This is a genomic window from Palleniella intestinalis, assembly GCF_013166595.1.
Lineage (GTDB): Bacteria > Bacteroidota > Bacteroidia > Bacteroidales > Bacteroidaceae > Prevotella > Prevotella intestinalis.
Genome location: NZ_JABKKG010000003.1, coordinates 120,954 through 146,840, shown reverse-complemented (window position 1 = coordinate 146,840; position 25,887 = coordinate 120,954). Strand labels below are relative to the sequence as shown.

Sequence of the window (25,887 nt, the reverse complement as noted above, 5' to 3'; positions counted from 1 at the left end):
AATATTGTATGCTGCACCTGTCCAAAGCCCACCTTTTGTCTTTGCCCGTCGTTATGTTTCGGTATTCGCAACACAATGACGCATGACAGACAGTTCTCTTAGTCCACCTCCTCTATGCGGAAGCCCGCCTTTGACAAATCTTCCCAAAAATGCGGATAAGATTTGCTTACAACCTCAGGATTGTTTATCGTCAGTGGTCCGAGGATTATTGACATCGGTGCTATTGCCATTGCCATGCGGTGGTCGTCATAGGTCTCCATCACTGCATCAGCATCCCTTTCGCACCGTTCACCATCCCAACGCAATTCAGAATCATTGAAATCATGAAGCACAAAGCCGAGTTTGCTCATCTCTGTCTTCATAGCCTCTATGCGGTCGGTCTCCTTTATCTTCAAGGAAGCGAGTCCACGGAAATAGAAATGGATATTGCATGCGCAACAGGTTGCGATAAGTGTTTGTGCGAGGTCAGGCTGATGTGTGAAATCGAAATCCATACGTGGCAGTGTGCGGTCATGGCAAGTGAGTGATGCCGTTGTAGGGACAAGTTTTTCTGTCGATTCAAATTTTGTTTTCACGCCAAGCATTGAGAATATGTACTTCACTTGCGAGTCACCTTGACGCGAACCGTCCATGACTCCGTGAAGATTGACATGGCAATCCTCGTTGCAATACATCGCCATCATCTGGTACCAATAGCTTGATGCGCTCCAGTCACTCTCTATATAATAAGGTGACGGCTTGTAATTCACAGGTTTCACAACTATCGTGTCAACGCCAGTCCAGTCTGCCTCTGCACCGAAATCACGCATGGTGCACAATGTCAGATCTATGTAGGGATGAGAGACAATGCTGCCTTCAAGCAGCAGTGTGAGACCGTCCTGCATCAATGGACCTATCATCATCAGGGCCGATATATACTGCGAACTGACATTGCCTGGAAGTGACACTTTTCCGCCTGCGAGTTTCTTGCCGGTAATGCGTAGCGGAGGATAGCCTTCTTCTCCGACATATTCGATCTGTGCACCAAGGCGGCGCAAGGCATCGACAAGAATCTTTATCGGGCGGTGCTTCATCCTTTCAGTCCCTGTAAGGACATGAGTTTCTCCGGGCAAAGCACTGAGATAGGCAGTAAGGAAACGCATTGCCGTTCCTGCCGCCTTGATGTCGATGGTCTCAGGCATATCGTTCAGAGCGCGCACAATGACATCCGTATCGTCACAGTCGGAAAGGTTTTCCAACCTGCTGACATCACCTGCCATGGCAGAGATGACAAGCGCACGGTTGCTGATGCTCTTTGAAGATGGCAGTTTCACGTCTGCCTTTATTATGTTTGGAGCTGATATTCTGTATTTCATACCAATTTCATTTCTTTTGCCTTCTTCATGAGAAGTTCGATGAGAGGTTCACGCTCATTGGGCACGACATTGTCAAGCACAGCGTTCTTCAATGTCTGCTTGAGTGTTCCCACTTCGCGTGACGGTGTAAGGTGGAACATCTCCATTATCTCGTTGCCGTCGATGACAGGCTGCAACAATCTCCTGAAATCCCTTTCTTTCAAATCCGCAAGTTTCTCGCGCACAAGTCTGAAATTATCAAGGAAACGTTTTTTACGCACCTCATTCTTGGAAGTTATGTCCGCCTCGCACAATGTCATGAGGTCATCGATATCGTCTCCGGCATCGCTTATCAGACGGCGTACAGCGCTGTCGGTCACCTCTTCGTCGGCAATGACAATAGGACGCATGTGCAAGTCAACAAGTTTCTGCACATACTTCATCTTCATGTCCATTGGCAGCTTCAGCCTGCGGAAAATTCCGGGCACCATTTTCGCACCGAGATAGTTATGGTTGTGGAATGTCCAGCCTATCGGCTGTTCCCAGCGCTTTGACTTTGGCTTGCCTATGTCGTGAAGCAGTGCGCTCCAGCGAAGCCACAGAGCCATTTCGGTAGCATCAGAGCCGGAGGTGGCACGCGCTACATTGTCCAAGACTTCGAGAGTATGGTAGAAATTGTTTTTGTGCGCCCTCCCGTTCTTGGTCTCCACGATGTCAAGGTTTGACACTTCCGGAAGGATAAGCTGCAGAAGACCGCACCGGTGAAGGTCCATCAAACCTTTTGACGGTGTGTGTGTCATCATTATCTTATTCAGTTCTTCCTGTATGCGCTCACCGGAAATTATCTTTATCCGGTCACGGTTGCGTTCGAGAGCGTCGAAAGTTTCATCGTCGATGAAGAAGTTCAGCTGTGCCGCAAAACGTATGCAGCGCAGCATGCGCAAAGGGTCATCGGAGAATGTTATGTCCGGATCCAATGGAGTGCGTATGATTCCGTCCTCCATGTCATAGATTCCGTCAAACGGGTCGACAAGTTCTCCGAAGCGTTCTTTGTTGAGGCAGATTGCAAGAGCGTTTATTGTGAAGTCGCGTCGGTTTTGGTCATCTTCAAGTGTGCCGTCCTCAACAACCGGTTTCCGTGAGCCGCGCTGATAGCTTTCCTTGCGCGCTCCAACGAACTCCACCTCTATCTCCTTATATGTCGGTTTCTCTGTGCCGTTTCCTTCGACACGCTGGCGGAACTTGACCTGTGCGGTGCCGAAATTACGGAACACGGACAAGTGCGCCTTCCGTCCGAGTTTGTCTTTCAAAGCCTGTGCCACACTGATTCCGCTGCCTACGACAACGACATCAATGTCGTTTGACGGGCGTTCGAGGAAGATGTCCCTCACATATCCACCAACGACATAACACTCCAATCCTAACTCGTCGGCTGTTTCACCAACAAGATGAAAGATTGGAGTGTCCAGTTTCTCTGCAAGTTCGTCGTCAGAGTATAGTTTCATATATCAGTATTGTTTCTTTATTCTTTCTTTGCCATGATTTCCCTGAGAGGAGTCATGACAAAATCACGTTCATGCATCAGCGGATGGGGAATGGTGAGATCCTCCGTCTCCAATGTGATGTCATCATAAAGCAGTATGTCAATGTCTATCACCCTGTCATGGTATTCTCCGCCGACAGACTTCATCGTCCTGCCCATATCACGTTCAATCTGCTGTGTGGCGTGCAGGACTTCGATTGGCGACAACTGCGTTTCTGCCATTATAACAGCATTGACAAACGTATTATCGGAGCAGAATCCCCAAGGTTCTGTCACAAGAAACGAAGACCGGCGCACCACAGCGCCGACCTTCTCCCCTATCCTATCAATGGCGATACGGAGATTATGCTCCTTGTCACCAAGGTTTGTTCCCAATCCGAGATAGACAGTATGCGTCATACTTGCCTGGTTTTCTTTCAAGCCCGCCTACAGGCAGAACGGCATAAAGCAGTCCTTCCTCGTGGGTTAGTCGTTAAGAATCAGCATCGCATCACCAAAACATCCGAACTGGTAGCCGTGCTCAAGGGCTTTCTTATAACCTTCCCATACAAGGTCATAGCCTCCGAAAGCGGCAACATTCATGATGAGTGTTGAAAGCGGATGATAGAAATTAGAAACCATACAGTCGGCAAGTCCGAACTCATACGGAGGGAAGATGAACTTGCTTGTCCAGCCCTCAAAAGGTTTCAGGAAGCCATCAGTACCAACAGATGACTCTGTCGCCTTTGTAACACTTGTACCGACAGCGCACACGCGATGTCCGGCTTTCTTTGTATTGTTCACCAATTCACAAGCTTCCTCTGTAATAACCATCTGCTCCGAGTCCATCTTGTGCTTTGTCAGGTCTTCCACCTCAATGTCATTGAAATTGCCAAGACCGCAATGCAGCGTAATGAATGCCGTGTTTACACCGGCTATCTCAAGGCGCTTCATCACCTCGCGTGTGAAATGAAGTCCGGTTGCAGGAGCTGTGACAGCACCCTCATTCTTTGCAAACACGCACTGGAAATCGTCAAGATCCTCTTCTGTGACAGGGCGTTCACGCTTTCCGTTGAGAGCCGGGTCGATGATGTATCGTGGCAATGGCGCTTCGCCAAGAGCAAAAAGCTCTCTCTTGAACTCGTCATGCGGGCAATCGTAAAGGAAGCGCAATGTACGTCCGCGGCTCGTTGTGTTGTCAATAACCTCAGCAACCATTGTTCCGGACTCATCAAAGAACAATTTATTGCCAATACGTATCTTACGCGCCGGTTCTACAAGCACGTCCCAAAGTCGCATTTCCTCTTTAAGTTCGCGGAGCAAAAGGACTTCTATCTTTGCATCAGTCTTTTCCTTTGTGCCATAAAGGCGTGCCGGGAACACCTTTGTATCATTGAAAATGAATGTGTCTCCTTCATCAAAGTAATTTACAATGTCCACAAAGCGAAGGTATTCCGGATTGCCGTCAGCATCCTTCATCTGATTTCCATCTGCATCTGTGCGGTACATTTCTATTGTCTGCGATTTCTTATGAAGAACCATCAGACGGCACTGGTCCGGACGCTTCAGCTTGAATGTCACGCCTGATTTCAATGTATGCTCCTCGATGTGAGGATAAAGTGCCACCTGCTCTGCCGGCAACTTGAATTTGAAATTACTTAACTTCATATTTGGTTGTTTTATTGTTTTCCTGTTTCTTTTCTTTGTTTTACATTCTTTCCATAACGCTTACGGTGCTTGGAATGACCGCCATCGGCATTTCCATTGTTGTCTTCGCAAGGGTAAGGCTCTATTTCCTGCTGCGAAAGCCACTCTTTAAACCGGTCAAAGTCCAGACAATCCTCAATGCGGACATTGCCGGACTGTGTCCTGCACAGTGATGTCAGATAAGCTCCACTGCCTATGGCTTCGCCGATGTCCCTGGCAAGAGAGCGGATATATGTCCCTTTTCCGCATACCACACGGATACTTGCCCATTTCCTCGCATCGTCAAACTCCAAAAGTTCTATCTCATCTATATGCACCGGCTTTGCAGCAATCTCCACATCTCTGCCTGCCCTTCCTAACTCATAGGCACGCTTGCCATTTATCTTTATGGCACTGTAAACCGGAGGAGCCTGCATTATGTCACCTTCAAAAGTATTCAGTGTCTCTTCCAGAAGTTGGCGTGTGATATGGCTCTTCGGATAAGTATGGTCCACAGTATGCTCACGGTCGTAAGACGGTGTGGAACATCCGAACTGTACCCCGGCAACATATTCCTTAGTATGGAGCTGCAGAGACTCTATCTCCTTTGTCTTCTTGCCTGTGCAAAGCACCAGCACACCGGTGGCAAGAGGGTCGAGAGTTCCGGCATGCCCAATCTTGACCCTCTTAACGCCAAGATGCTTTGACACAACATAACGAATGTGTGCCAAAGCTCCGAAGCTTGATATGCCGTAAGGCTTGTTTATGTATAAATACTCTCCTTCGTGAAAGTTCATTATGCTTTATATCAATATTGTATTAGATAAAATTGCACAGAATGGTGATTGCTCCCGCTATCGCGCAATAGATTCCGAAATAGATGAGCTTGCCCTTCTTCACAATGTTTATCATCCACTTGCATGCAAGGCATCCGCTGACAAAAGCAGCAATGAAACCGACAGCAAGCGGCAGTGCCTCTATCCCTCCAAAAGCCTCATCGCCTTTGACAGCCTTGAGCACATCAAGCAACGCCTCGCCAAGTATCGGAGGTATCACCATAAGGAACGAGAACTGTGCAAGGTTTTCCTTTTTGTTGCCAAGAAGCAGACCTGTAGCTATCGTTGAACCGGAACGGCTGAGACCCGGCATCACGGCAACAGCTTGGGCAAGACCGATGACAAAGGCGTCGCGAAGCCCTATCTTTGCTTTCTGGCGAGGCTTTGCATAATAGGAAAATGTCAGCAACGTGGCAGTGCACAGCAGCATTATTCCCACAATGAGCAGTCCTGAACCGAAAATCTCTTCCACAGTATCTTTAAAGAACACTCCGACAATGCCGATAGGTATCATGCTTACCAAAATGTTCAGCATGTATTTCGTCTCGTCGTTCATCTCAAACTTGAAGATGCCTTTCAGCAACCATGCTATCTCGCTCCACAAAATGACAAAAGTACTCATCACTGTCGCCACATGAACTGCGACCGTGAATGCAAGATTCTCTTCTCCTTCAATACCGAAAAGGTATGAGCCGATGGCAAGGTGACCACTCGAACTTACAGGAAGATACTCCGTAAGTCCCTGGACAATGCCAAGGACAAGTGCTTGTAACCAATCCATAGTTTCTTTTTAACGTTATGCTTTTTTGCCGATTCTCTATTCTACTGTGTCTTTTGGCTTGCGTATGATTGCATAAATTATTGACACGAAACCAATTACTGTCACAACCGGAGCAACCTTTATGCGACGCACACTGAAGATGTCCGCATTGTAATGTTCCACTGTGGAACTGCTGCCACACATGAGCAGCAATCCGATGACGACAATGACAAAACCAATTCCAAGGGCTATGAAATTTTCTTTGCCGAATGCAAGATTTTTCTTATCCATGTATAAAAAAATATTTTGTTTACCTCAAATACAAACATTTACCTGCCTGACGCTAAATCTTGTACAAATCCCCGGCTTTCATTTTCAGGAACTTGTTGACAGAAAGCGAAGAGCATACTGATGTGATCACAAGCCCGAAGACAAGCACCGCCCCTCCAGTGACAGCCATAACCACCCAATCGGCAACTACAAGTATGCCCGGTTCAACAGTGTACAGTCCATACAGGCATACTGCAAGGACAACATCAGCAACGACACCTGCCAGCAAACCGATGAGAAGGGCGCGCCGGATGAAAGGCCAACGGATGAATCCCCATGACGCACCGACAAGCTTCATTGTATGGATGGAAAAGCGGCGTGCATAGACACTGAGGCGCACAGTGTTGTTCACCAAAGAGAATGACACAAACGTCAGCAGCGCAGCAAGCACAAGAAGCACGATGCTGGTTTTCTTCAGGTTGTCATTAACCTGGTCCATCAAGTCCTTCTGGTATGTTATGTCCGTAACTTTCGCGTTGGATTTCAGCTCTTTGGTAATCCATTTCAGGGAATCACTGTTGGCATAATCGGCATTCATCTGCATCTCTATGCTTCCAACGAAAGGGTTGCCGCCAAGAAACTCCGTAGGGTCTGACCCCATAGCCTTCACATGCTCCTTAAGAGCCTGCTCGGGACTGATATACGTTGTATGTGCTATATAAGGGCGGCTATTCAACTTCACACAAAGTTTATAGGCTTCCGACTGCGTCATTTCCTCACTGAGCATGACAGTCACGGTAAGGTTCTCCTTCACATAGCTTGACAGGTTGTGAGCCGTGAGGACAGAGAAAACCACCATACCCAAAAGTATGAGCACGAGTGATGTGCTTATGCACAGTGTTACCACCTGCAAACCACCATGACGACCACATTTCTTCTTGCGTTTATTTTTTGCCACTTTTATCCAATTTACAAAATAATGTGCAAAGTTACTCAAAAAAAACCACGCGCGCAAGAGATTAACCTTTTTTAGAGACTGTTTTGCATTTTCTGAAGGACAATCCAAGAAGTCTACGGCTCCAAACAAGAAGAAAGGCAAAGAGCATACGGACAAAAAGTATCCAAAACGCTGATATGCCTACCGCCGAGAACACAAGAGTGTCCTCAAGCATCGAATGGTTCATGATCAGGTGGTAGTTCACTTCGTTCGCCTCTTCCTTGGTTATCGCACCGGAATCCTCAAGGTCAAGCATCATTGCCGACCCATAACTGATTCCAAGGACATTGCCGACAAGCCAAAGATAAGCTGAGTTTTCCGGCAGACCGAACAGGAGCATCACCGGACGCAACGGTTTGTCAAGCAAAGGCATAACACCAAACTCGCTGAGCAGACGCTGCACAACCATGAGACTGTAAATCAGCAGATAAATCATCAAAGACAGCTTCAGCGAGGCAAGCAGCCACAACTCCATAACTGTCCACACCGCCCCCTCTGCATCAGCCTCCGGATGAGCCACAAATGGACTGGTCATCTCCGGAAGCACAGCATTCAGGAACAGGGCTGCGGCAAAGGCTGCCACGATTCTCAACACAGCCATTTTCCAAGGGTTAGAGCCAACACGCTTCACTACCGCACACTCCAACGGGAGGGCATGGCAAAGGAGCATCATTATCGCGATTATCGTAGCCTCGCGCATGGTCAGTTCCATGCTAAGCATTACGGCAAGACCGGCGTATGTTGTCACCGAAGCACCCGTAAGGAATGCTATCGCTGACGCTCCGGGTAACCCGAGATACTGGAAGACGGCATCAAGATACTGAGCCAGCCATGCTATCACGCCATAGTACTGCAACAGCCTCACCACCAACGATATAGGTAGCATTATCTTCAACAGCCACAACGTTGTCTTTGTAGCAGGACGGAACGCTGACCGAAACTGTGCCGAAGCTCTATGAATCATAAGAATTTCCTTTTAAGTCCACCAACACCTTCCAATGTCCTGATTTTGTACTTCCTACTCGCGTAATCACACCCATTTTTTGCAACTTCCCCAAATTATATTTAATACCATCTACAGTACAATTCGGTATAGCTTCTGCAAGTTCTTTTCGTGTAGCAGATGGATTACACACAAGATATTCCATGATTGCATTTTGAAGTTCAGTCCTCCTATATGTAGTTTCTTGGGTAGTTTCTTGGGTAGTTTCTTGGGTAGTTTCTTGGGTAGTTTTTTGTATGGTCTCCACAAAAGGAATAAACAATGTAAGCCTTACCTCATCCAATTCAAAACGGTTTTCCAACACCGGTTCCTGCCAGCCTGCCTCTTTCCATGCTGCAAGGATTTTAGGAAAACCGGAACCGAGATTCTCACCATAACCTATCATACGGAGCATGTTCTGCATTTTAGGGTTACGCGCTTTGGAACTGCCACCGGCATAGACCTGCTCCATCGGAAGTTTCAATATACCCGGATTGCGGAAACACAGCCGGTCATCGTATTTGTCTATACGAAGAATCCCGCCTGACAAGAACATATCTGAATGGATAATGGAATTAGTAAATGCTTCTCGTACAGCCTTATGCTGAGGAGTATCGTCTACACGCCGGACACCTTCCAATTTGAAAGGACGCGGCAAATCCATGGTCAGTTTGGAGTTCACCAAATGGAAAAACTGATAAAGATTGTTTTCCCAGCGTCCATCGTAAGTCAGACGGTCATGATAACGTTCGTCACCCACCAAATGACTCATATCCACATAATCCATACGGAAATTTGAAAAGCGTTCCCTGACAGGCAGCCCTTTGCCGAACATCAGCAGCCCAGCCAAAGACAGTCCTTCTTTTCCACTGCGCCTGTCAATCACATAGCCGCCCAACTGCTTAAGGAAATCTTTGTCGTCCAAATTGTTCCAAGTATGCCCACTGTTGAGAACACGAAACTCTGTGCGGTATTGGCGCAGTGAATCCGGGTCAATATCGTCCATGCCATAGTACTCCACCAGCATACTGTCGTTGCCTTCTGCATTGGCATCACGCATCATTGCCCTAACCTCTTCTTCCGTGCAATGATAGTCTCCTTCATGGTTTCTGCGGAACGAACCTTTTATCGGATTACCATTAATATATACAGGGCGTTGTGTGAAATCGGCTTGCGGAACATGAATGCAAACCACAACCTTGTCATCCACATTTATCTCTGACACGTCGTCATCCACAAGCACATTGCAACTGACTTTGTCACTGTTCAGCGTATTCCACAAATCCGTTTTTATCTTGCCCGGATTATCAACACCCACAACAGTGAAGCGTCCGGCATTATCCTCAGCCGACAAGTCCTCTTCCATACCAAGCAATATGTCACCGCCCAGTGTGTTTGCAAACGAAGAGTAAGTTTCCCAAACGGACTTCGGGACTTCATTCTTTGCTTTCTTGCACTCCAAGGATATGCGTTCTCCACGCAGTAAAGTGTTATTCAGTTCGTTCCTGTTCATTTCTTTTACTTTATTACTTGCCAATAACCGCCCTTTGCAGCCCCCACACGCCGTATCACATTGCGATCCTGAAGTGATGCCAGACGGCGTTTCACGCTACTGTCATGCATATCCAGCTGTCGAGCAATCTCTTTTCTGGAAATATAGGGGTTGACCAGAATAAGTTCCACAATGGCGTCCTCCTGTTCTTGCAAACTGTTTTCTGGTCGCTTTCTGGTCGCTTTCTGGTCGCTTATCAATACTTTTTTGGTATTCTTCGCTGAAAAAGAAAGTTGTCCACAGTCCGCCACCGTCATATTTGAATTGAGGTTCAGGGACATTTTATTTATAACGATTCTTCAAATTGGCGAATTTAGAGACACCACCATATCACCTAAACGTCACTGACCAGCAGCCTGTTGCAGAAGCTGACGGTGCAAGGTGCTGCATATATTCGCGGTCAGCAGCGGCACCTGTGTAACCCATACGGTCAGTGCGTCCCCACCAAGGCTCTATGCAGACAAAGGGAGCGGTCTCGCCTCTACCCGGTGCCCAGATGCCAAGCGCAGGACAGTCAGAACGGAACACAAGAATTTCCTTGCCGTTGCCGTCGCACAACGTGACAGTGCCGGGACACGGAGCCTCGAAAATGAAAGCGTCATGGGCAAAAGTGTCAGGAGTTATCGTGATTGCATCCCCCTCAAAAACCGTCTCGCCCAAAGCGACACATCCTTCTGCCTCAATCGTTGTCAGACGATAAGGCAGCTTGCCGCCGGACAATCTCACCGTGCCTTCGTACTCTCCCGATTCGGAAACGGAAAGAAGATATGCCGGATGACCGCCAATCTGGAAATGCATCTCCTCAGAACCTGTGTTCACAACGCGCCATGAGGTCGTAATTGTGCCGTCGTCGAAGATTTCATGCTTCATGAATAACTCAAAATGGAATGGATAGACCTTCAATGTCTCGTCCGAACTTGCCAGGCGCATCTCCACACAAGTGTCTGTCGCTGCCACCACTTCAAACTCAGAGTCGCGCGCAAAACCATGCTGGCTCATGGCGTATTCGCAGCCATTATGGCGCATGACGCCATGCCACAACGAACCGACAATCGGGAAGAGCACAGGTGTATGGCGCTTCCACCACCGCGGATTGCCGTCCCAAACACAGTCTTTCACGGTCTCTCCGTCCGTAAAGTTCTCAACTTTAGTTATTTCCGCTCCGTACGTATCAACGACAACACGCAGTCTGTTGTTCTTCAATACAATTTCCATTACCTATAATATTATATCGTTTGTCTGCAAAAACTCCAATCGGTTATCTTTTGCAAAGGTACAAAAAGTTATCAGAAAAACACAGCAAATATCTGAAAACTCTTCACTTTGCCACTCAATTATTTGCCGTAAAGGAGTGACTGGCATACGGAAGGTAACCTTTTGCATGGTGAAAGGTAACGGTTGACCATACAAAAGGTAACACTTCACCTTGTAAAAGGTAACCTTTCGCAACGCCCTTAATCACAGCACATTAAGCCAACTGTCCTTGCGTAATCGGTGAAACGGCACAAACGCATAGGCAAATAAACAAAAATTCATAGTTCCGGCATCATTTTTTCACCAAGAATGCACCTTATTTAAAATATTTATGTAACTTTGCATAACATAAGATGCAACTCGGCAGTCTGGAACAAGTTCCATTACGTTCGGTTTGCATTATCTGCACCAAAGCAACGACAATGCACAGCTTCTCTGTTAACAATATATAATTCGTTACATATTTTACGGAAATTTGGAACAATTTTTGTAATTTTGTGAACAAAATAAACTATTCGCTAAATAAAAACAACCATATCAACAGCGACAAGACAATGATAGAAAATCTTGAACAAACCGCAATTATCGCCGGTGAGCACTATGTGTCATACAAGGAGATGGCACAGCGCATCAATCACTTTGCATCCTACACACCGAAACGAAAGGATTGGCAGACCATGGTCAACGAAGTCCCCAAGGTGGTCATTTTCAGCGAGAACCGTGAAGGATGGGTTTACGCTTTCTTTGCAGTGTGGCAGAACAAGTGCATCGCCGTGCCGGTTGATGCCGCTGCGACAGTAAGGGATGTGGCATACATCCTTGACGACTGCAAGCCTGTTGCGGTATGGACATCACTGTCACACGTCGAGACACTGCGCAAAGCAATGGACGAGGCAGCGGTTGAAATGCAGATTATCATCATTGACGACCATGAGCAGGCAAGCGTCAGCAGTGCCCCTGTCAACACATCATCGTTAACGCCCAACCCTCAATCAAACGACGTTGCCATAATAATCTACACCTCCGGCACGACAGGCTCGCCAAAGGGTGTGATGCTTACCTACAAGAACATCTATGCCAACATCGACAGCGTATCCAAGGATGTGCCTATCTTCAACACCGAGCGCAGGACAATGATTCTCCTGCCTCTGCACCATGTGTTCCCACTTATCGGCACTCTCGTGGCTCCGATAGTGTGTGGCGGAGGTGTGGCGATATGCCCTTCCATGACAGGTCCTGACATTATGGACACGCTGTGCCGTGGAAGAGTGGGCATCTTCATCGGTGTTCCGCGCCTGTGGCAGATGCTCTATGTTGGCATAAAGAAGAAAATCGACGAGAAAGCTGTCACACGCGGCTTGTTCAACATGTGCCGCAAGGCCAACAGCCGCCGTCTGTCACGCTTCGTATTCCAGTCGGTTCATAAGAAAATGGGTGGCTATCTCGACTACTGCGTGTGTGGCGGAGCCGCCCTTGACAAGGAAATCGGTATGGGGCTGCGCACTCTCGGCCTTGACGTCCTTGAAGGCTACGGCATGACAGAGACAGCTCCGATGATTTCATTCACACGCCCCGATGACATCATTCCGGGATGTGCCGGACTGCCTCTGCCTACGGTGGACTGCAAGATCATCGACGGAGAAATCTGCGCAAAAGGCCCTAACCTCATGCCGGGCTACTACAACCGCCCGGAAGAGACTGCCGAGGTAATCGACAAGGACGGCTATCTCCATACAGGCGACCTTGGACATTTTGACGAAAAAGGCCGTATCGTAATCACAGGACGAAAGAAGGAAATCATAGTACTCTCCAACGGCAAGAATGTGCAGCCTAACGAGATAGAGTTCTATATAGAGAGGTACACCGACAAGGTAAAGGAGTGCGCCGTAACGGAAAAGGACGATATGCTCCTTGCCATTATAGTACCACAGGAGCTGTGGGCTGAGGGCAAGACAGACAGTGACATCGAGAAAACGCTGAAACGCGAGGTAATCGAACCTTACAACCTTACCGTGGAGAACTACAAGAAGGTGATGCGCATCCTTGTCTACCATGGTGACATACCAAGGACACGACTGGACAAGATTCAGAGGTACAAGCTCAAGGACATTGTAAAGGAGTGCACCGACAGGAAAGCCTCGTCAGCAGAAGCACAGAATCCTTCAGAGAAGGTTGCTTATTCCGAGGAATTCATGATTCTGAAAAAATACATCGAGGCTGAGAAGAAGCTCCCTGTGCACCCGGAATCCCACATCGAGACTGACCTTGCCTTTGACTCCCTTGACAAAGTCAGCCTTCAGGGCTTCATAGAGCAGAGCTTCGGCATGACCGTGATGACGGACAAAATGGCTGATTTCCCTAACATCAAGGCTATGGCAGACCACATCGCGCACCACAAGACAAGGGCTGTCATGGAGGAGACCGACTGGAAGACATTGCTCAACGATGACACAGTGATGAACCTTGTACTGCCAAAGACATCGCCGATGTTGCCTGTTGCCGGCAAGATGTTCAAAGGCTCATTCAAGGTCTATAACAGTCTGAAAGTGCGAGGCACAGAGAATATTCCGAAGAAAGGGCCGTTCATCCTTGCAGCCAACCACCAGAGCTTCATGGACGGGCCGCTCGTGATGTCGGGAGTTGACTTCTCCAGGATAAAAGACTACTATTTCTACGCCACAGAGGAGCATGTGCAGCATCCGGTTGTGAAATACCTTGCCCGCCACAACAACATCATCCTTATGGAGAAAAGGAATCTCAAAAACTCCATCCTGAAACTCGCTCAGGTGCTGAAACAGGGCAAGAACGTGGTGATTTTCCCTGAAGGCTCACGCACCCACTCCGGTGAGATAGGAAAGTTCAAGAAGATGTTTGCCATCCTCGCCGTAGAGCTTGACATCCCTGTGCTGCCGGTATGTATCCGCGGTGCTTACGATGCTCTGCCTCGCGGCAAGCATTTTGTGAACACAAGCCATATCGATGTGGAGTATCTCCCTATCGTGAAGCCGTCAGGAACATACGACGAGTTTGCCAACAAGATACGCACAGTCATCAATGACAGGCTTTAACAGCATGGTCGTCACGGCATTCTCGCATAGGAAACAATGCAAAAGCTGTGGCTGACATTATAAAGCAAGTACCCCGACTATCATGACTTGATGATAGCCGGGGTACTTGTTGTTTGCAGTTATTAACTTGAGTTCGATGAATTTGCGTTATCTGATACCCAAAAAAAATGCTATAAAAAGCACCGTGAAACGGTGACTCTTCGTTAACCCTGTATGGAGGCGTAGCCGAACATGCAGGGTGTCTCAGGGCGAGTAATTCTGCACCGTAAGACGGTGCCTCACACGAAAGGGGATTGTCATGGGCGTGTTTACGGCATGAGGCACCGTCTTACGGTGCAAGCTGATGTACTGAGGTTGCCGCCCATGTCGCTTCGCTCCATAGGCGGTTAACGAAGAGCCACCGTTTCACGGTGCCTTGGTAGCGTTTTTATAATTCTGCAGAATAGTTGCCAATTCATCGCACTCACGTAGTTTTCAATGTCTACCAAAAACCAAGAATAGTTAAATTATGCACCAAAACATCTGATTTCACAAGATAAGCACTCAATTTTGAAATAAAATAATTACCTTTGCAACTGATAATATTTTATCTTTATCCATACAAACACAATAGATATGAACAATATATTATCAGTATTAGAGAATTACACATTTGACAATGCCGACGACATTGCCAAAGGGTTAGCCGATGATTTCCGCAAACGCAGAATTGAAAAGAACCTGACTCGCGCGCAGATAGCGGAACGTTCAGGAGTTGCAATGAGCAACATCGTCAGATTTGAACAGAAGGGATTAATCTCGCTAAAAAACCTGATTGCCTTGGCAATGGCTATGGACTACACTTCGGAGATTAAAAACATTTTCAGCCAACCCAAATATTCCACAATGGAAGAACTGACACAGATTCGCAAAAACACCGGCAAAAGCAGGGCTTACAAAACGAATTTATGATTGACAGACTTACAGTAAAATATCACAACAAAGCGGTCGGCACACTCTCATTGACTCCCGACAACCGGCTGTGTGCCTTTGAATATGACAAAGCATGGCTAACAGAGGGATTCAGCCTGTCCCCACTTGAATTGCCGTTGAAACCCGGTTTGTTCATTGCCAATCCTACACCTTTCTATGGAAACTTTGGCATTTTTGAAGACAGTCTTCCTGATGGATATGGCAGATATCTGCTTCACAGAGCCTTGCTACACGAAGGTATCGATGACAGAAGTCTGACTTCCATTGACCGATTGTGCTTGGTGGGAAACAATGGCATGGGAGCTCTTTGCTATGAACCTACAGGCGAAGCTACAACGATGCCAAACATGTTTGATCAATACCCGGCAACAGGAATCACCGAAGGCAGGCAAGGAACACTTCTCGGCAAAGAGAGCACAGACTTTGACTTGTTGCAAAGAAAAGCATTGGAGGTGCTGAAAGAGCAGCAGGACACAGATGCGGGATTGTTACTCTACAACAGTGGAAACAGTGGCGGATGCCGCCCAAAAGCTGTTTTCTCAGACAATGAAGGTCATTGGCTGGTCAAATTCCGTCATACATACGACCCGAAGGACATGGGAGTGCAAGAGTTTCATTACAACGAGGTTGCCCGACGTTGTGGTATCAATGTGCCGGATTTCAGGTTAACAGCAGGAAAGTATTTTACCACACGGCGTTTCGACCTAACCAATGACGGCGAACGAATCCATACGGCAACAGCAGGAGGATTGCTCTGCATCTCACTCTCTGAACCTGTGCTTGACTATACCAATCTGTTGGCACTTACCGGCTACCTGACCAAGAACCCCAAGGATGTTGAAGAGATGTATCGTCGTATGGTGTTCAACTATCTGACCAACAACAAGGATGACCATTGCAAGAACTTCAGTTTCCTGATACGCAAGGACGCCACAGGCAAATGGCGATGGCAGCTGGCTCCGGCTTATGACCTCACATTATGTACCGAAGGCTATAATGGTCAGCACGCTACATCTGTCAACAAAACAGGCTTCCCCGCACTAAAAGATTTTATTGCGGTAGGCATGAAAACGAAGATGAGCGAAAAGAGTTGCCGTGAAATCTTTGATGAAGTCTATCAAAATTGCGGAGACCTGTTGCAGAATAAAGCTATAGTATAAAATAAACAGATAGCCAAAAAGCAAATTTGAAAAAAGCGTAGCGATTCAACTGAAAGAGTGGTCGTTACGCTTTTGTTTTTGATGTGGAAAAAGTCGTTTAAAGACATCCAAAAGCCACACAGCGCAAGAGTTCAGTTACCACATCATTACTGCCGCAATGTGTGAACTTTCAGAATAAGCATCTGTTTTTCTGCGATTTGCGTAATTCTGCGTAGCTGTCGGTAACTCACAGTAAACTAATTTTGTCACAAAAAAAATGTGAGTTATGCGAAGTACATTCAAGGTCTTATTCTACGTGAAGAAAGGCAGTGCAAAGCCCAACGGCAACCTGCCACTTATGTGCCGCCTTACGGTGGACGGAGAGATTAAACAATTCAGCTGCAAGATGGAAGTTCCGCCCCATTTGTGGGACGTGAAGAACAGCCGTGCTTCGGGCAAGAGTGCCGAAGCGCAGAGAATCAACCGTGCCGTTGACAAGATTCGGGTGGAGGTGAACCGCCGATACCAAGAACTGATGCAGACGGACGGATATGTAACCGCTACCAAACTGAAAGATGCCTATCTCGGTATCGGTATCAAGCAGGAGACCTTGCTTAAACTCTTTGAGCAGCACAATGCCGAGTTTGCGAAGAAAGTCGGACACAGCCGAGCCAAAGGGACATTTAACCGTTATCAAACGGTCTGCAAACATATTCGGGAGTTTCTGCCCCATACCTACAGGCGTGAGGATATTCCCCTAAAAGAGTTGAACCTCACGTTCATCAATGACTTCGAGTATTTCCTGCGCACGGTGAAGAAGTGCCGCACCAATACCGTGTGGGGGTATATGATTGTGTTGAAGCACATCATTTCGATAGCGAGGAAGGACGGACGTCTGCCGTTCAATCCCTTTGCAGGGTATATCAACTCTCCCGAAAGTGTGGACAGGGGGTATCTTACCCAACAGGAGATACAGACGCTCATGGACGCTCCGATGAAGAACAAGACACACGAGCTTGTAAGGGACTTGTTTCTGTTTTCGGTGTTCACGGGGTTGGCATATTCCGATGTGAAGAACCTAACCACCGATAACCTGCAAACATTCTTTGACGGCAATCTGTGGATTATTACCCGAAGAAAGAAAACCAACACGGAATCCAATATCCGCCTGTTGGAAGTTCCCCTGCGAATAATCGAGAAGTACAAGGGGCTGACAAGGGATAACCGTGTGTTCCCAGTACCGAGTAACGGCAGTTGCAACAAGGTACTGAAAGAAATCGGTAAGCAATGCGGTTTCAAGACACGGCTAAGCACACACGTTGCAAGACATACGAATGCCACAACCGTGCTTTTATCGCATGGTGTGCCCATTGAAACCGTCAGCCGCTTGTTAGGGCATACCAACATAAAGACCACGCAGATATACGCCAAAATAACGAACCAGAAGATTAGTCAGAACATGGAAACCCTGTCGCACAAGCTGGAGGATATGGAGAAAAGTATTTGCAGTGTCATTTGATAACCTATAAAACCGAATACCGATGAAAGAGAGAAGAAGCGTCATTACAATGGACGGGCAGGGCAATATCGCCCTGCCGACCGATACCGCCAATATATGGATGTCCGAATTTGAACTTGTGGAACTGTTCGGGGTTATCGCCCCGACAGTCCGTGCAGGGATAAGGGCTGTTCATAAGAGCGGAGTTCTGAAAGAATACGAAGCAAAACGCCACCTGCATTTGGCGAACGGCTGCGGTTTGGATATTTACAATCTTGATATGGTTGTCGCCCTTGCTTTCCATATCAATACATTCGGAGCTGCGAAAGTCCGTAATATGCTGTTGGAAAAGATTATGTACCGGCGAAAAGAAAAAACATACCTGCTCACACTGCCATTCAGAGGTGGATGGAGCTGTTAGTACGGTGCGCATGAAGCGAACCAAGAGCAATGCTTTTCGGAAAAATATACTTTTATTTTTGATGAATTGATGAATAAGAATATAATCATATTGAAATATAGATACTTATGCTCTCATCAAATACTTATCAGAAGTATTTTACCGATGAAAAGAAGGAGAAAGATGACAGACAAGGCAAGCCGACCTGCAAATGATGAGTTTCTCTTTTCGCAAGTGGTTTGATGAGAGCTCGATGAGGATATAAGTAATTTAATAACAATGGATTGAATATACAATTCATCAAATCATCGGATTATTCATCCATCATCAGTTCACAGGGAAAATATATGAGGATAATTTCCCATAGCAGAAGAAACACAGAAGAAATGCATTTATTTCCATTTGCAAAGTAGGCATACGGACTTGACGGTTTCAAGGTTGGATGGCTATGCTGCATTGCTCTTTCGCTTCGGATGGATTCTCGCCTTAATTTTGGCTCCCTAACGCTTGTTCCTTGTCCATACAATTTGAGTTGCTCAAAATCGGTTTCCTTTGTTTTGGAGAGTAGCAAGTTTATGTTTCGGTCTGCCCGAAACCCTTTGCCACCCTCTCCCTAATCATAGGGAGGGGCATCCCGTTGGTCTATACAGCAGTTACAATGATTGCACTTAAAAACGAGCGTAGGCAACGGGCAAAGGCGGTCATCCAAGAAATGGCAACCACCACCATTCACCAAATGCCATAAAGTATATAAGTAAACGGACTGAAGCAGGTCTAATCACAGACACCCCATACAGGTATTTGCATGGAAAATACCGTAGCTTATTAGGGAATTTTCCGTGCCGCATTGCAAACAACGCTGAAAATTCCCCAATAAGCCCAAGAAAATACCCCTTTGACTGGAAAGTTTATTATTCGAGACGATTAAGCCCGACATAGTGGGTAACGAATAATTATCGCTTAACCAATTCTATTGACTGCTTACCTGTTAAGCGTTCAATTTCCATTATGAGCATCTTGCAACGGTGGAATCCGCTTGCAATCTCTTTTTGCAAACCTATTGCATCGGTGGGGTTGTAATGTTGTCCCAACAATTCGAGTGCTTTGCGCTTTTCTTCCTCATCGTCAATAATAGATATTTTCCCAAATACAATCACACTGCGATAATATGTGGTGTATGTTTCGGGATGAATTTCATCTTGCACAATAACCGTGAAACACACGTTGGAGTTTTCTTCAATCAAGTCGAGTTTGTGTCCGTTCAGTGCAGAGTGGAAATACAATTTTCTGTTGTCATAAACGTGACTCAAGGGCACACCATACGGCTGCATATCTTCGCCACATTGTGCGAGAACACCCGCAGTCGTACTTCTAAGCAGTTCGATAGTTTCCGATTCAGATAACTGCTGTTTAAAACGTCGCATTTTCCTTTCCATATCAATGCATGAATTTAAGACCGATAATTGAGATTATCAGCGTGGTAATAAAAAACAGCCGCCAAAATGTAGCAGGTTCGTTGAAGCAGAGGATGCCGACTATTACTGTGCCTACCGCGCCTATTCCAGTCCATACGGGGTAGGCAGTGCCAATGGGGATTGTCTGCACAGACCGCGAAAGAAGCACCATACTCAATGTCAGGCATAACAAGAACCCCATTCCCCAAAGCAACCAAGGGATGCCTGACAATCCCTTCATCTTGCCAAGGCAAAATGCAAAACCGGTTTCAAAGCAGCCGGCAATGACGAGAATAATCCAATTCATATTCACAAAAGTGTCCAATTGAGGGCTGCGGCAATATCCGGCGTCTCCTTCCAAGACATAATTTCAACTGCAAAATTAGTGATTTTTCTTCAAACTCTTGCCTCGCAACCGTCCAAATCAGCCATGCTTGATTGTGTATCTGGCAAGAATAAACTAATAGTGGGGTCTCACGATATCAGATTTGGGCATGAAAGGATACGTTCCAATAGAACTGCTGATATTTGTTAGAGACTTTTTTGTCGAATATTATATTGAGAAAGTGTATATTCCAATAAAAAATAATATCTTTGCAACTGAAAGAGTTATTTGACAGCATAGCACCGCAAAACGCTGAAAATCGCACTGTTGCCAAGTCGTTACCTGCATTTCTCAAATACTCAGTTAAATGTTTATTTCTCAAACGGTTGTGCCAAACCGTTGAAAATCTAAAATATGCTCTAACGGCAACATATGTCTTGTTTGCATACTTTGATACCCCTATTTATACCCCATTGGGATTTGGAATAGCATGTGAATTATTGTACCTTTGCAAAAGAAAAGCGTTCTTTGACATATTTACCATAAACACACAAGCCGCACCAAAATATCAGAAGCGCCACAAACGGAAAGTGCGCCACATCCAATGGTACAGGCGGAACGGAGGTTCCCACAGCACCTCCTCAGGATAGCTGCGGAGATACCTGAAATTATGCCGTAATTTCTGCCAAGCATATCGCATGCGCGTCATGATGTCCGAATCCGGTTGCAGATTCCATACCCTACCAGTGTCATATCTGCCGAAGTTCCCTCCATTCAGGATGTCTGCAAGCAGCATTTTTCCTTCCGACTCATAGGGAGGGAACAAAGCCTTTTCGTCTGGCATAGCAAACACTTGCTGCATGACATACATAACCGCACCGGCGAATTTCTCAAGTCCAAGTGTCCCCAATGTATGACACAGGCTATCCTTCCCGGATTTGCCGATGTCAAGGTTTTCCAAGACATAATAGTAGTCAAGCAGCTGGCGCAAACCGATTCCCTCCTCAAAGACATGTTTGTAGAGATGTATCAGCTGGAACACAGCATTGAACTCTCCTGTCGGCACACCATACCCGTCATATTCCACAATAGAACGATGAGAACGGAACCACCGTTGCAGTTTTCTGTCTCTAAACGGTGAGAACAGCCAGGTCGGTCTGTAATGGACCTCAACAGGAATGTCCTTGAACACAGGCCAGTCAAGGTTATGATAATATACGAATTGCCCTTTCCTGCGGGCGGTACAATATTCTATCACATCACGGACAGAATGTTTCGTGTCATTGTACACAAAGATATCTATATCGCCGGGCATCCTTGAAAGACGCAAATGTGACGGATAATAGGAAAGATTGCCCTGCCCTTTCAATATCATGGCATGAAAACCGGCCTGTACAACACCTTTATATAATATACGGCAGAGTTCATTCGCCCTTTTGTTACGTAATGCCAGTTTGTCGGCATGCACTTTCCACGGTATAAGGCGATTGCGTGGAGGCAGCTGCTCATGGGGCAGGCGCACCACACCTGCAAAAGCGATTCCCACCATTGCCTGTTTTTGCACTATGGCATACAGTCGCTCCCACTCTTCCGCCGTCAATACGCAGGAGAGCTCTGTACGGCAGCCGATAGCGACCTGTAACAGTTCAAAGAAGATGCTTTCAATTCTTCTCACTGAGTAACCGTTTCCATTAGAAAAGCAAATACTGCTCATTCCCATTTCCTTGGTATAATCTTATCATGCAGACGCCGTATAACCTGCTGTACAAAACGCTTGTAATAATCTTTCCTTCTGCATCCAGAAACATCAAGCCCGAACTCGCGTGCCATCTCACTTCCAGTATCAAGTACAGATGTGTCAAATGTCATCTTCACATCGTTGTCCACATTCGAGCCATGGACAACCTCCACCCACATAGGCCATCCTATGTTTTTGATATGGCATACATTTATGACCTTGGTCTTTTCCAAAAGAAAATGGCTGCCATAACCGTAGCATGTACGGACATTGCGGACATTCTCGACAAAGGTCATGAAATGATTGTTCGGATAGGACACTCGTGTCGCAAGGTTAAGTTCTGTGAAATATTGCAGACCGTAGTCATAAGAGATGGCAGTGCCTACGCCTGATTTTGCGGCTTCCTGTCGTACGAACTGAACATACAACGGATGCAGCATGTCATCATTGTCAAGATAGGTTGTCAGGCAAAGGTCATCATTCTGCAGACTTCGCTCTCGCAACAACTTGATGGTAGCATTACGGAAAATGGAGGCAAAAGCCCTGCCATATTTGTTCCGCACCCATATGGGACGTATCTGAGGACACAACCGCTTGTATTCCTCCATTTTTTCCTCTATCCATTTATCATCCCCACTAATGCCGGTTTCTTTCTCACATAACAATACCCATGTGAAATCCCGGCATGTCTGTGCCTTTACAGACGGCAGGCAATAGGTCTCGAACAACTTCAGCCTTTCCCGCAACCATTCGTTACGGTCTATGCTGCTGCCATTCTTGTCCCTTGTCCAAAGAGTAAGATTGAAACGTGTCAGTATGAAATGATGTATAGCCATTACTACGAAACAAATACATAAATAACGAATGAAAGATAATGTCTGTCAGCTTTGTGGACTAACTTTTTCAGAACAGATACACCTGCATCTATTCCCTGTCGTCATACATTTCCTTACAGTAGGCATAGAAAATGCCAGGCATCGAATCTCCGAATCCCCATCCGCATTGTGAACTCCATTCCAATACCTGGTTAATCCTTGGAAGGAAATTCCTTACGAGATTATTCTTGCTGATGAACTTCATTGCGGCATCGAAATTATTCTCGACAGAGGTATAGTACTGTCCCCACATGTCTCCATACGTGGCTGTAAATTCTGTGGCTTGCTCTACAAGGAAAAGCATCAGGTCGGCAAGGTTCTCCGGTGAGGGATGGAGCTTGCGGTAATCGGCAATGGCTTTCCTGCAAACACTGAAACGGCACTTCTCTTCTCCGCGTTTTGGAAAGAATTCATTCTTTATGACAGTCTTATACTCCTCTAATTTTGCCTTCTCATTAGGATTGACATAATAATCCAGATATTCCTTAGCCTCTTTACGTGCATCATAAAGTTCGAGGACCATTTCGATTATTTCCTCCCTGCTCATTGCAGAAAGCAATCTCTTTACATTTGACTTTGACATACTATCTTATACATTGATTTTGCACCCTATTCTTTGAGCTATATACATTAAAGAGTACAGTAGGCGCAAGCAATTAAGCTGAAGAAGTTTTATCGGCAGTTTGTACTTCAAAGGAGCTTTTGTAAGGTCGATTCTCGCCACCGCCTTCCTCACTGGAGGATAAGATGCGTAACGTTTGAACAACCCATAATTCACAGAATATCCCTCACGTGAAAGTTTAATGCACATCTCCAAAGCTGAGAACAATAACGAGCCATCATAATATTGCGACAAATCCTTACCATATTTCTGCATGTATAACTCATTTATATTATGCCTTTCCTCCGCCAACTGCATCTTACATTGAAACAACAAACTTGGATTTGCTTTTAAGCTCTCTAATGCACCTGTTGAACGTACATAATAGTAATAAAGACCTTCCTTTATAACATTCATCTCTTTAACATAATACAAATATCGGAGAAACAGCATAGCATCTTCTCCCAATTTCATATCCGACCTGAAAGATAAACTATTCTCTAACAATATTGAGCGCTTCAGGACATAACGGCACACATACCCACATATAAAGAAATCATTTGTATAGGGAGATAAGCCTTCAAAAAATCTATCCACATTTGCTTGTGACAATCAAAATAAAGGAATCATTACTTTTTCAATTATTTCACTCCCACTCAAGACATAGAATAATTCGCTTGGCGAGAGTTCCTTTTTGGCTACTTGCGCCCGTTTTTCTCCCCAGACATATTCATATCCAAGGAAAACACAATCTGCGGGATTCTGGCGCAATGATTCATGAATATACAGAAGGCTATACTCATCCACTTCATCATCCGCATCAACAAACCAAACGTACTCCCCCCCCCCTTTGGATATTCGCTATACCATAATTGCGTGCGGCGGAGACACCTTGGTTTACAGTTGTCAGAATGGTAATGTCGTTTTGGTATTGTTGCAGTATATCAAGAGAGCTGTCCGTACTCCCATCATTTACAACAATAATCTCGCAATTCTTTCTGCCGACTTTGTCAGCTGCAACGAGCAAAGAATCCAAGCATTTGCTTATGTATTTCTCTGCATTGTAGCACGGAATAACGATACTGAGTTTATTTTTCATTGGAATAAGTTTTTATATTCGGAGCAATATGCTCTATTTATATACGAAATAGTTGTTGGTTAGATTCCATTCTTAACAACATTCTTCAAATACCCCATAAAAGAACAGAACGGCATTGAGAGTTTATTTCTCATATATCCAGACTATTCTCTTTGAGCAAAAAATCAAACAATCCAATAGTCAGTATACCTTCCTCATTGCGACGAGGCATAATATGGTCTTTGACAACAATAATCTTCTTAAAAGAATCATTGATGTTTGTCAGCGAACGAGATTCCTGTATTTCCTTTTCCCTATTGGGGATAGACAGGGCTGATTGTACATAATACTTCTTACTGCCAAGAGTTGCTATAAAGTCCACTTCCAATTGGATACGAATCCACTTTCCATCCTTGTCAGGCTTCTTTATTTCCACAATTCCGACATCAACACTATAACCACGGACAATCAGTTCGTTGTAAATTATATTCTCCATGATATGCGTTTCCTCCTGCTGGCGCATATCAAGAATTGCATTTCTCAAACCAATGTCTGCAAAATAATACTTAGAAAGCGTGTTGATATACTTCTTTCCCTTTATATCATAGCGTATTGCCTTATTCAAGAGGAAAGATTCTGATAAGTAAGTGAGATAATTAGAAATAGTCTGGCTGCCAATCTTTACATTTTTAATACTCTTAAAAGTATTCGACAACTTTGTTGGGTTGCACGGTGTCCCTATAGATGATGCCATAATAAGCACCAACTCACGCATTTCATTGTCATTCTTAATTTTATGCCTCTCTATAATATCTGCCAGATAGACAGTCTCAAACAGATTCTTCAAATAGTTTATCTTCTTTTGTTCGGTGTCAAAAGAAAGAATAAGAGGCAAGCCACCATAGGTATAATATTCGCGCCATACGTCCTGCTTGTCCCCACCTATAGCAGAGTAAAATTCTGAAAAAGAAAGAGGATTTACATGAATAGCCTCTCCTCGACCACGAAACTCCGTAGGAATATCAGATGATAAAAAGTGGGAGTTACTTCCTGTTACGTATGTATCTGCATTTCTTATATGGCGGAAACTGTTCAATACATCAACAAATTCATCCATCAGTTGAACCTCATCTATAATGATATAATAGAGATCCTTGTCTTTAATTCTATCATAAACATAATGGAGCATCGTATCAGGATTTCTCAAATCCTTGTTCATACGGTCTTCAAGGTCAACACGGATAATGTGGTCATCTGCTACACCATTTTCTAACAGGTAGTGATAAAACAAAACATTCAAGAGATATGATTTACCACATCTGCGGATTCCAGTTACCACTTTAATAAAACCGTTTTGACGACTTTCTATCAACTGTTGGAGATATTTGTCTCTTTTTATTTCCATATTATGCATCATATTTTTGCCAATATTGGCATATTTATAATGCAAAGGTAAGGGTATTCATCCTTTCTCGCAAGTTTTTTGTAATAAAAATTCAATTCAAGTCTACTTGGATATTGGAATATGGCAAAACAAAGACAGAAC

At 45.5% G+C, this 25,887-nt stretch carries 26 protein-coding genes; 5 read left to right on the top strand and 21 right to left on the bottom strand.

Annotated features, from left to right (window positions below; all coding sequences use genetic code 11):
* Window positions 1-98: 98 nt before the first annotated feature.
* The 12 genes from HPS57_RS05330 to HPS57_RS05275 all read right to left on the bottom strand — a co-directional run bounded on the left by HPS57_RS05330 (window position 99) and on the right by HPS57_RS05275 (window position 11,154).
* On the bottom strand, window positions 99-1,355 hold the full coding sequence (locus HPS57_RS05330) for a 3-phosphoshikimate 1-carboxyvinyltransferase (protein WP_172180930.1): 1,257 nt from the start codon (window positions 1,353-1,355) through the stop codon (window positions 99-101).
* Entirely contained in the window at window positions 1,352-2,839 is a 1,488-nt protein-coding gene (locus HPS57_RS05325) for a CCA tRNA nucleotidyltransferase (protein WP_172180928.1), read from the bottom strand. Before HPS57_RS05325 ends, HPS57_RS05330 begins: the two co-directional genes overlap by 4 nt.
* Before the next feature lie 17 nt (window positions 2,840-2,856).
* Window positions 2,857-3,276, bottom strand: coding sequence for a 2-amino-4-hydroxy-6-hydroxymethyldihydropteridine diphosphokinase (folK, locus tag HPS57_RS05320; RefSeq protein ID WP_172180926.1), 420 nt, complete (start codon window positions 3,274-3,276; stop codon window positions 2,857-2,859).
* 66 nt (window positions 3,277-3,342) lie between these two features.
* Complete coding sequence (gene queA, locus HPS57_RS05315; protein ID WP_172180924.1) at window positions 3,343-4,524, bottom strand: tRNA preQ1(34) S-adenosylmethionine ribosyltransferase-isomerase QueA; 1,182 nt, start codon at window positions 4,522-4,524, stop codon at window positions 3,343-3,345.
* Window positions 4,525-4,535: 11 nt separating this feature from the next.
* Window positions 4,536-5,339: a tRNA pseudouridine(55) synthase TruB gene (gene truB / locus HPS57_RS05310; protein ID WP_172180922.1), complete on the bottom strand. Its 804-nt coding sequence runs from the start codon at window positions 5,337-5,339 to the stop codon at window positions 4,536-4,538.
* 22 nt (window positions 5,340-5,361) lie between these two features.
* Window positions 5,362-6,159: an undecaprenyl-diphosphate phosphatase gene (locus tag HPS57_RS05305; protein WP_172180920.1), complete on the bottom strand. Its 798-nt coding sequence runs from the start codon at window positions 6,157-6,159 to the stop codon at window positions 5,362-5,364.
* 36 nt (window positions 6,160-6,195) lie between these two features.
* On the bottom strand, window positions 6,196-6,429 hold the full coding sequence (locus HPS57_RS05300) for a DUF3098 domain-containing protein (RefSeq protein ID WP_172180918.1): 234 nt from the start codon (window positions 6,427-6,429) through the stop codon (window positions 6,196-6,198).
* Between the two features lie 52 nt (window positions 6,430-6,481).
* On the bottom strand, window positions 6,482-7,366 hold the full coding sequence (locus HPS57_RS05295) for a cell division protein FtsX (protein ID WP_369811450.1): 885 nt from the start codon (window positions 7,364-7,366) through the stop codon (window positions 6,482-6,484).
* A 61-nt stretch (window positions 7,367-7,427) separates the two neighbouring features.
* The gene (locus HPS57_RS05290; RefSeq protein ID WP_172180916.1) at window positions 7,428-8,369 is read right to left on the bottom strand and encodes a nucleoside recognition domain-containing protein; all 942 of its coding nucleotides are present in this window, start codon (window positions 8,367-8,369) and stop codon (window positions 7,428-7,430) included.
* The gene (locus HPS57_RS05285; RefSeq protein ID WP_172180914.1) at window positions 8,359-9,900 is read right to left on the bottom strand and encodes an RNA/DNA-binding domain-containing protein; all 1,542 of its coding nucleotides are present in this window, start codon (window positions 9,898-9,900) and stop codon (window positions 8,359-8,361) included. Before HPS57_RS05285 ends, HPS57_RS05290 begins: the two co-directional genes overlap by 11 nt.
* Window positions 9,901-9,905: 5 nt before the next feature.
* Window positions 9,906-10,220, bottom strand: a complete 315-nt coding sequence (locus tag HPS57_RS05280; RefSeq protein WP_253946471.1) for a winged helix-turn-helix transcriptional regulator — start codon at window positions 10,218-10,220, stop codon at window positions 9,906-9,908.
* A 49-nt stretch (window positions 10,221-10,269) separates the two neighbouring features.
* A complete protein-coding gene (locus tag HPS57_RS05275; protein WP_172180912.1) occupies window positions 10,270-11,154 on the bottom strand; it encodes an aldose 1-epimerase family protein in 885 nt (294 codons plus the stop codon).
* A gap of 593 nt (window positions 11,155-11,747) precedes the next feature.
* Here HPS57_RS05275 and HPS57_RS05270 point away from each other — a divergent pair.
* From HPS57_RS05270 to HPS57_RS05250, 5 genes are all read left to right on the top strand, one after another.
* Complete coding sequence (locus HPS57_RS05270; RefSeq protein WP_172180910.1) at window positions 11,748-14,261, top strand: AMP-binding protein; 2,514 nt, start codon at window positions 11,748-11,750, stop codon at window positions 14,259-14,261.
* A gap of 615 nt (window positions 14,262-14,876) precedes the next feature.
* Window positions 14,877-15,212: a helix-turn-helix domain-containing protein gene (locus HPS57_RS05265; RefSeq protein ID WP_172180908.1), complete on the top strand. Its 336-nt coding sequence runs from the start codon at window positions 14,877-14,879 to the stop codon at window positions 15,210-15,212.
* Entirely contained in the window at window positions 15,209-16,393 is a 1,185-nt protein-coding gene (locus HPS57_RS05260) for a type II toxin-antitoxin system HipA family toxin (RefSeq protein WP_172180906.1), read from the top strand. The genes HPS57_RS05265 and HPS57_RS05260 overlap by 4 nt, the downstream gene beginning before the upstream one ends.
* Before the next feature lie 265 nt (window positions 16,394-16,658).
* Entirely contained in the window at window positions 16,659-17,891 is a 1,233-nt protein-coding gene (locus HPS57_RS05255; protein ID WP_172180904.1) for a site-specific integrase, read from the top strand.
* A gap of 22 nt (window positions 17,892-17,913) precedes the next feature.
* Window positions 17,914-18,291 carry a virulence RhuM family protein gene (locus HPS57_RS05250; RefSeq protein WP_172180902.1) on the top strand — a complete coding sequence of 126 codons (378 nt, stop codon included), beginning with the start codon at window positions 17,914-17,916 and terminating at the stop codon, window positions 18,289-18,291.
* A gap of 932 nt (window positions 18,292-19,223) precedes the next feature.
* Here the strand turns inward: HPS57_RS05250 and HPS57_RS05245 are convergent.
* The 9 genes from HPS57_RS05245 to HPS57_RS05205 all read right to left on the bottom strand — a co-directional run bounded on the left by HPS57_RS05245 (window position 19,224) and on the right by HPS57_RS05205 (window position 25,746).
* Window positions 19,224-19,712, bottom strand: a complete 489-nt coding sequence (locus HPS57_RS05245; protein WP_172181402.1) for a pyridoxamine 5'-phosphate oxidase family protein — start codon at window positions 19,710-19,712, stop codon at window positions 19,224-19,226.
* A complete protein-coding gene (locus tag HPS57_RS05240; protein ID WP_172180900.1) occupies window positions 19,708-20,031 on the bottom strand; it encodes a DMT family transporter in 324 nt (107 codons plus the stop codon). The genes HPS57_RS05245 and HPS57_RS05240 overlap by 5 nt, the downstream gene beginning before the upstream one ends.
* A gap of 586 nt (window positions 20,032-20,617) precedes the next feature.
* The gene (locus HPS57_RS05235; protein ID WP_172180898.1) at window positions 20,618-21,724 is read right to left on the bottom strand and encodes a nucleotidyltransferase family protein; all 1,107 of its coding nucleotides are present in this window, start codon (window positions 21,722-21,724) and stop codon (window positions 20,618-20,620) included.
* Between the two features lie 35 nt (window positions 21,725-21,759).
* The gene (locus HPS57_RS05230) at window positions 21,760-22,623 is read right to left on the bottom strand and encodes a glycosyltransferase (protein ID WP_172180896.1); all 864 of its coding nucleotides are present in this window, start codon (window positions 22,621-22,623) and stop codon (window positions 21,760-21,762) included.
* An 88-nt stretch (window positions 22,624-22,711) separates the two neighbouring features.
* Complete coding sequence (locus HPS57_RS05225) at window positions 22,712-23,245, bottom strand: DUF6155 family protein (protein WP_172180894.1); 534 nt, start codon at window positions 23,243-23,245, stop codon at window positions 22,712-22,714.
* Between the two features lie 6 nt (window positions 23,246-23,251).
* Entirely contained in the window at window positions 23,252-23,860 is a 609-nt protein-coding gene (locus HPS57_RS05220) for a hypothetical protein (RefSeq protein ID WP_172180892.1), read from the bottom strand.
* Between the two features lie 15 nt (window positions 23,861-23,875).
* A complete protein-coding gene (locus tag HPS57_RS14500; RefSeq protein ID WP_369811449.1) occupies window positions 23,876-24,070 on the bottom strand; it encodes a hypothetical protein in 195 nt (64 codons plus the stop codon).
* Between the two features lie 13 nt (window positions 24,071-24,083).
* Entirely contained in the window at window positions 24,084-24,362 is a 279-nt protein-coding gene (locus HPS57_RS05210; protein WP_172180890.1) for a glycosyltransferase family 2 protein, read from the bottom strand.
* A gap of 130 nt (window positions 24,363-24,492) precedes the next feature.
* Window positions 24,493-25,746 (bottom strand): ATP-binding protein, encoded by a 1,254-nt coding sequence (locus HPS57_RS05205; protein WP_172180888.1) that lies wholly within the window; start codon window positions 25,744-25,746, stop codon window positions 24,493-24,495.
* Window positions 25,747-25,887 lie beyond the last annotated feature (141 nt).

Bases quoted from the DNA above. Each gene is read 5' to 3' on its own strand.
- HPS57_RS05330 (WP_172180930.1), bottom strand. From the start codon at position 1,355: ATGAAATACAGAATATCAGCTCCAAACATAATAAAGGCAGACGTGAAA.
- HPS57_RS05325 (WP_172180928.1), bottom strand. From the start codon at position 2,839: ATGAAACTATACTCTGACGACGAACTTGCAGAGAAACTGGACACTCCA.
- folK (WP_172180926.1), bottom strand. From the start codon at position 3,276: ATGACGCATACTGTCTATCTCGGATTGGGAACAAACCTTGGTGACAAG.
- queA (WP_172180924.1), bottom strand. From the start codon at position 4,524: ATGAAGTTAAGTAATTTCAAATTCAAGTTGCCGGCAGAGCAGGTGGCA.
- truB (WP_172180922.1), bottom strand. From the start codon at position 5,339: ATGAACTTTCACGAAGGAGAGTATTTATACATAAACAAGCCTTACGGC.
- HPS57_RS05305 (WP_172180920.1), bottom strand. From the start codon at position 6,159: ATGGATTGGTTACAAGCACTTGTCCTTGGCATTGTCCAGGGACTTACG.
- HPS57_RS05300 (WP_172180918.1), bottom strand. From the start codon at position 6,429: ATGGATAAGAAAAATCTTGCATTCGGCAAAGAAAATTTCATAGCCCTT.
- HPS57_RS05290 (WP_172180916.1), bottom strand. From the start codon at position 8,369: ATGATTCATAGAGCTTCGGCACAGTTTCGGTCAGCGTTCCGTCCTGCT.
- HPS57_RS05285 (WP_172180914.1), bottom strand. From the start codon at position 9,900: ATGAACAGGAACGAACTGAATAACACTTTACTGCGTGGAGAACGCATA.
- HPS57_RS05280 (WP_253946471.1), bottom strand. From the start codon at position 10,220: ATGTCCCTGAACCTCAATTCAAATATGACGGTGGCGGACTGTGGACAA.
- HPS57_RS05275 (WP_172180912.1), bottom strand. From the start codon at position 11,154: ATGGAAATTGTATTGAAGAACAACAGACTGCGTGTTGTCGTTGATACG.
- HPS57_RS05270 (WP_172180910.1), top strand. From the start codon at position 11,748: ATGATAGAAAATCTTGAACAAACCGCAATTATCGCCGGTGAGCACTAT.
- HPS57_RS05265 (WP_172180908.1), top strand. From the start codon at position 14,877: ATGAACAATATATTATCAGTATTAGAGAATTACACATTTGACAATGCC.
- HPS57_RS05260 (WP_172180906.1), top strand. From the start codon at position 15,209: ATGATTGACAGACTTACAGTAAAATATCACAACAAAGCGGTCGGCACA.
- HPS57_RS05255 (WP_172180904.1), top strand. From the start codon at position 16,659: ATGCGAAGTACATTCAAGGTCTTATTCTACGTGAAGAAAGGCAGTGCA.
- HPS57_RS05250 (WP_172180902.1), top strand. From the start codon at position 17,914: ATGAAAGAGAGAAGAAGCGTCATTACAATGGACGGGCAGGGCAATATC.
- HPS57_RS05240 (WP_172180900.1), bottom strand. From the start codon at position 20,031: ATGAATTGGATTATTCTCGTCATTGCCGGCTGCTTTGAAACCGGTTTT.
- HPS57_RS05230 (WP_172180896.1), bottom strand. From the start codon at position 22,623: ATGGCTATACATCATTTCATACTGACACGTTTCAATCTTACTCTTTGG.
- HPS57_RS05225 (WP_172180894.1), bottom strand. From the start codon at position 23,245: ATGTCAAAGTCAAATGTAAAGAGATTGCTTTCTGCAATGAGCAGGGAG.
- HPS57_RS05210 (WP_172180890.1), bottom strand. From the start codon at position 24,362: ATGAAAAATAAACTCAGTATCGTTATTCCGTGCTACAATGCAGAGAAA.
- HPS57_RS05205 (WP_172180888.1), bottom strand. From the start codon at position 25,746: ATGGAAATAAAAAGAGACAAATATCTCCAACAGTTGATAGAAAGTCGT.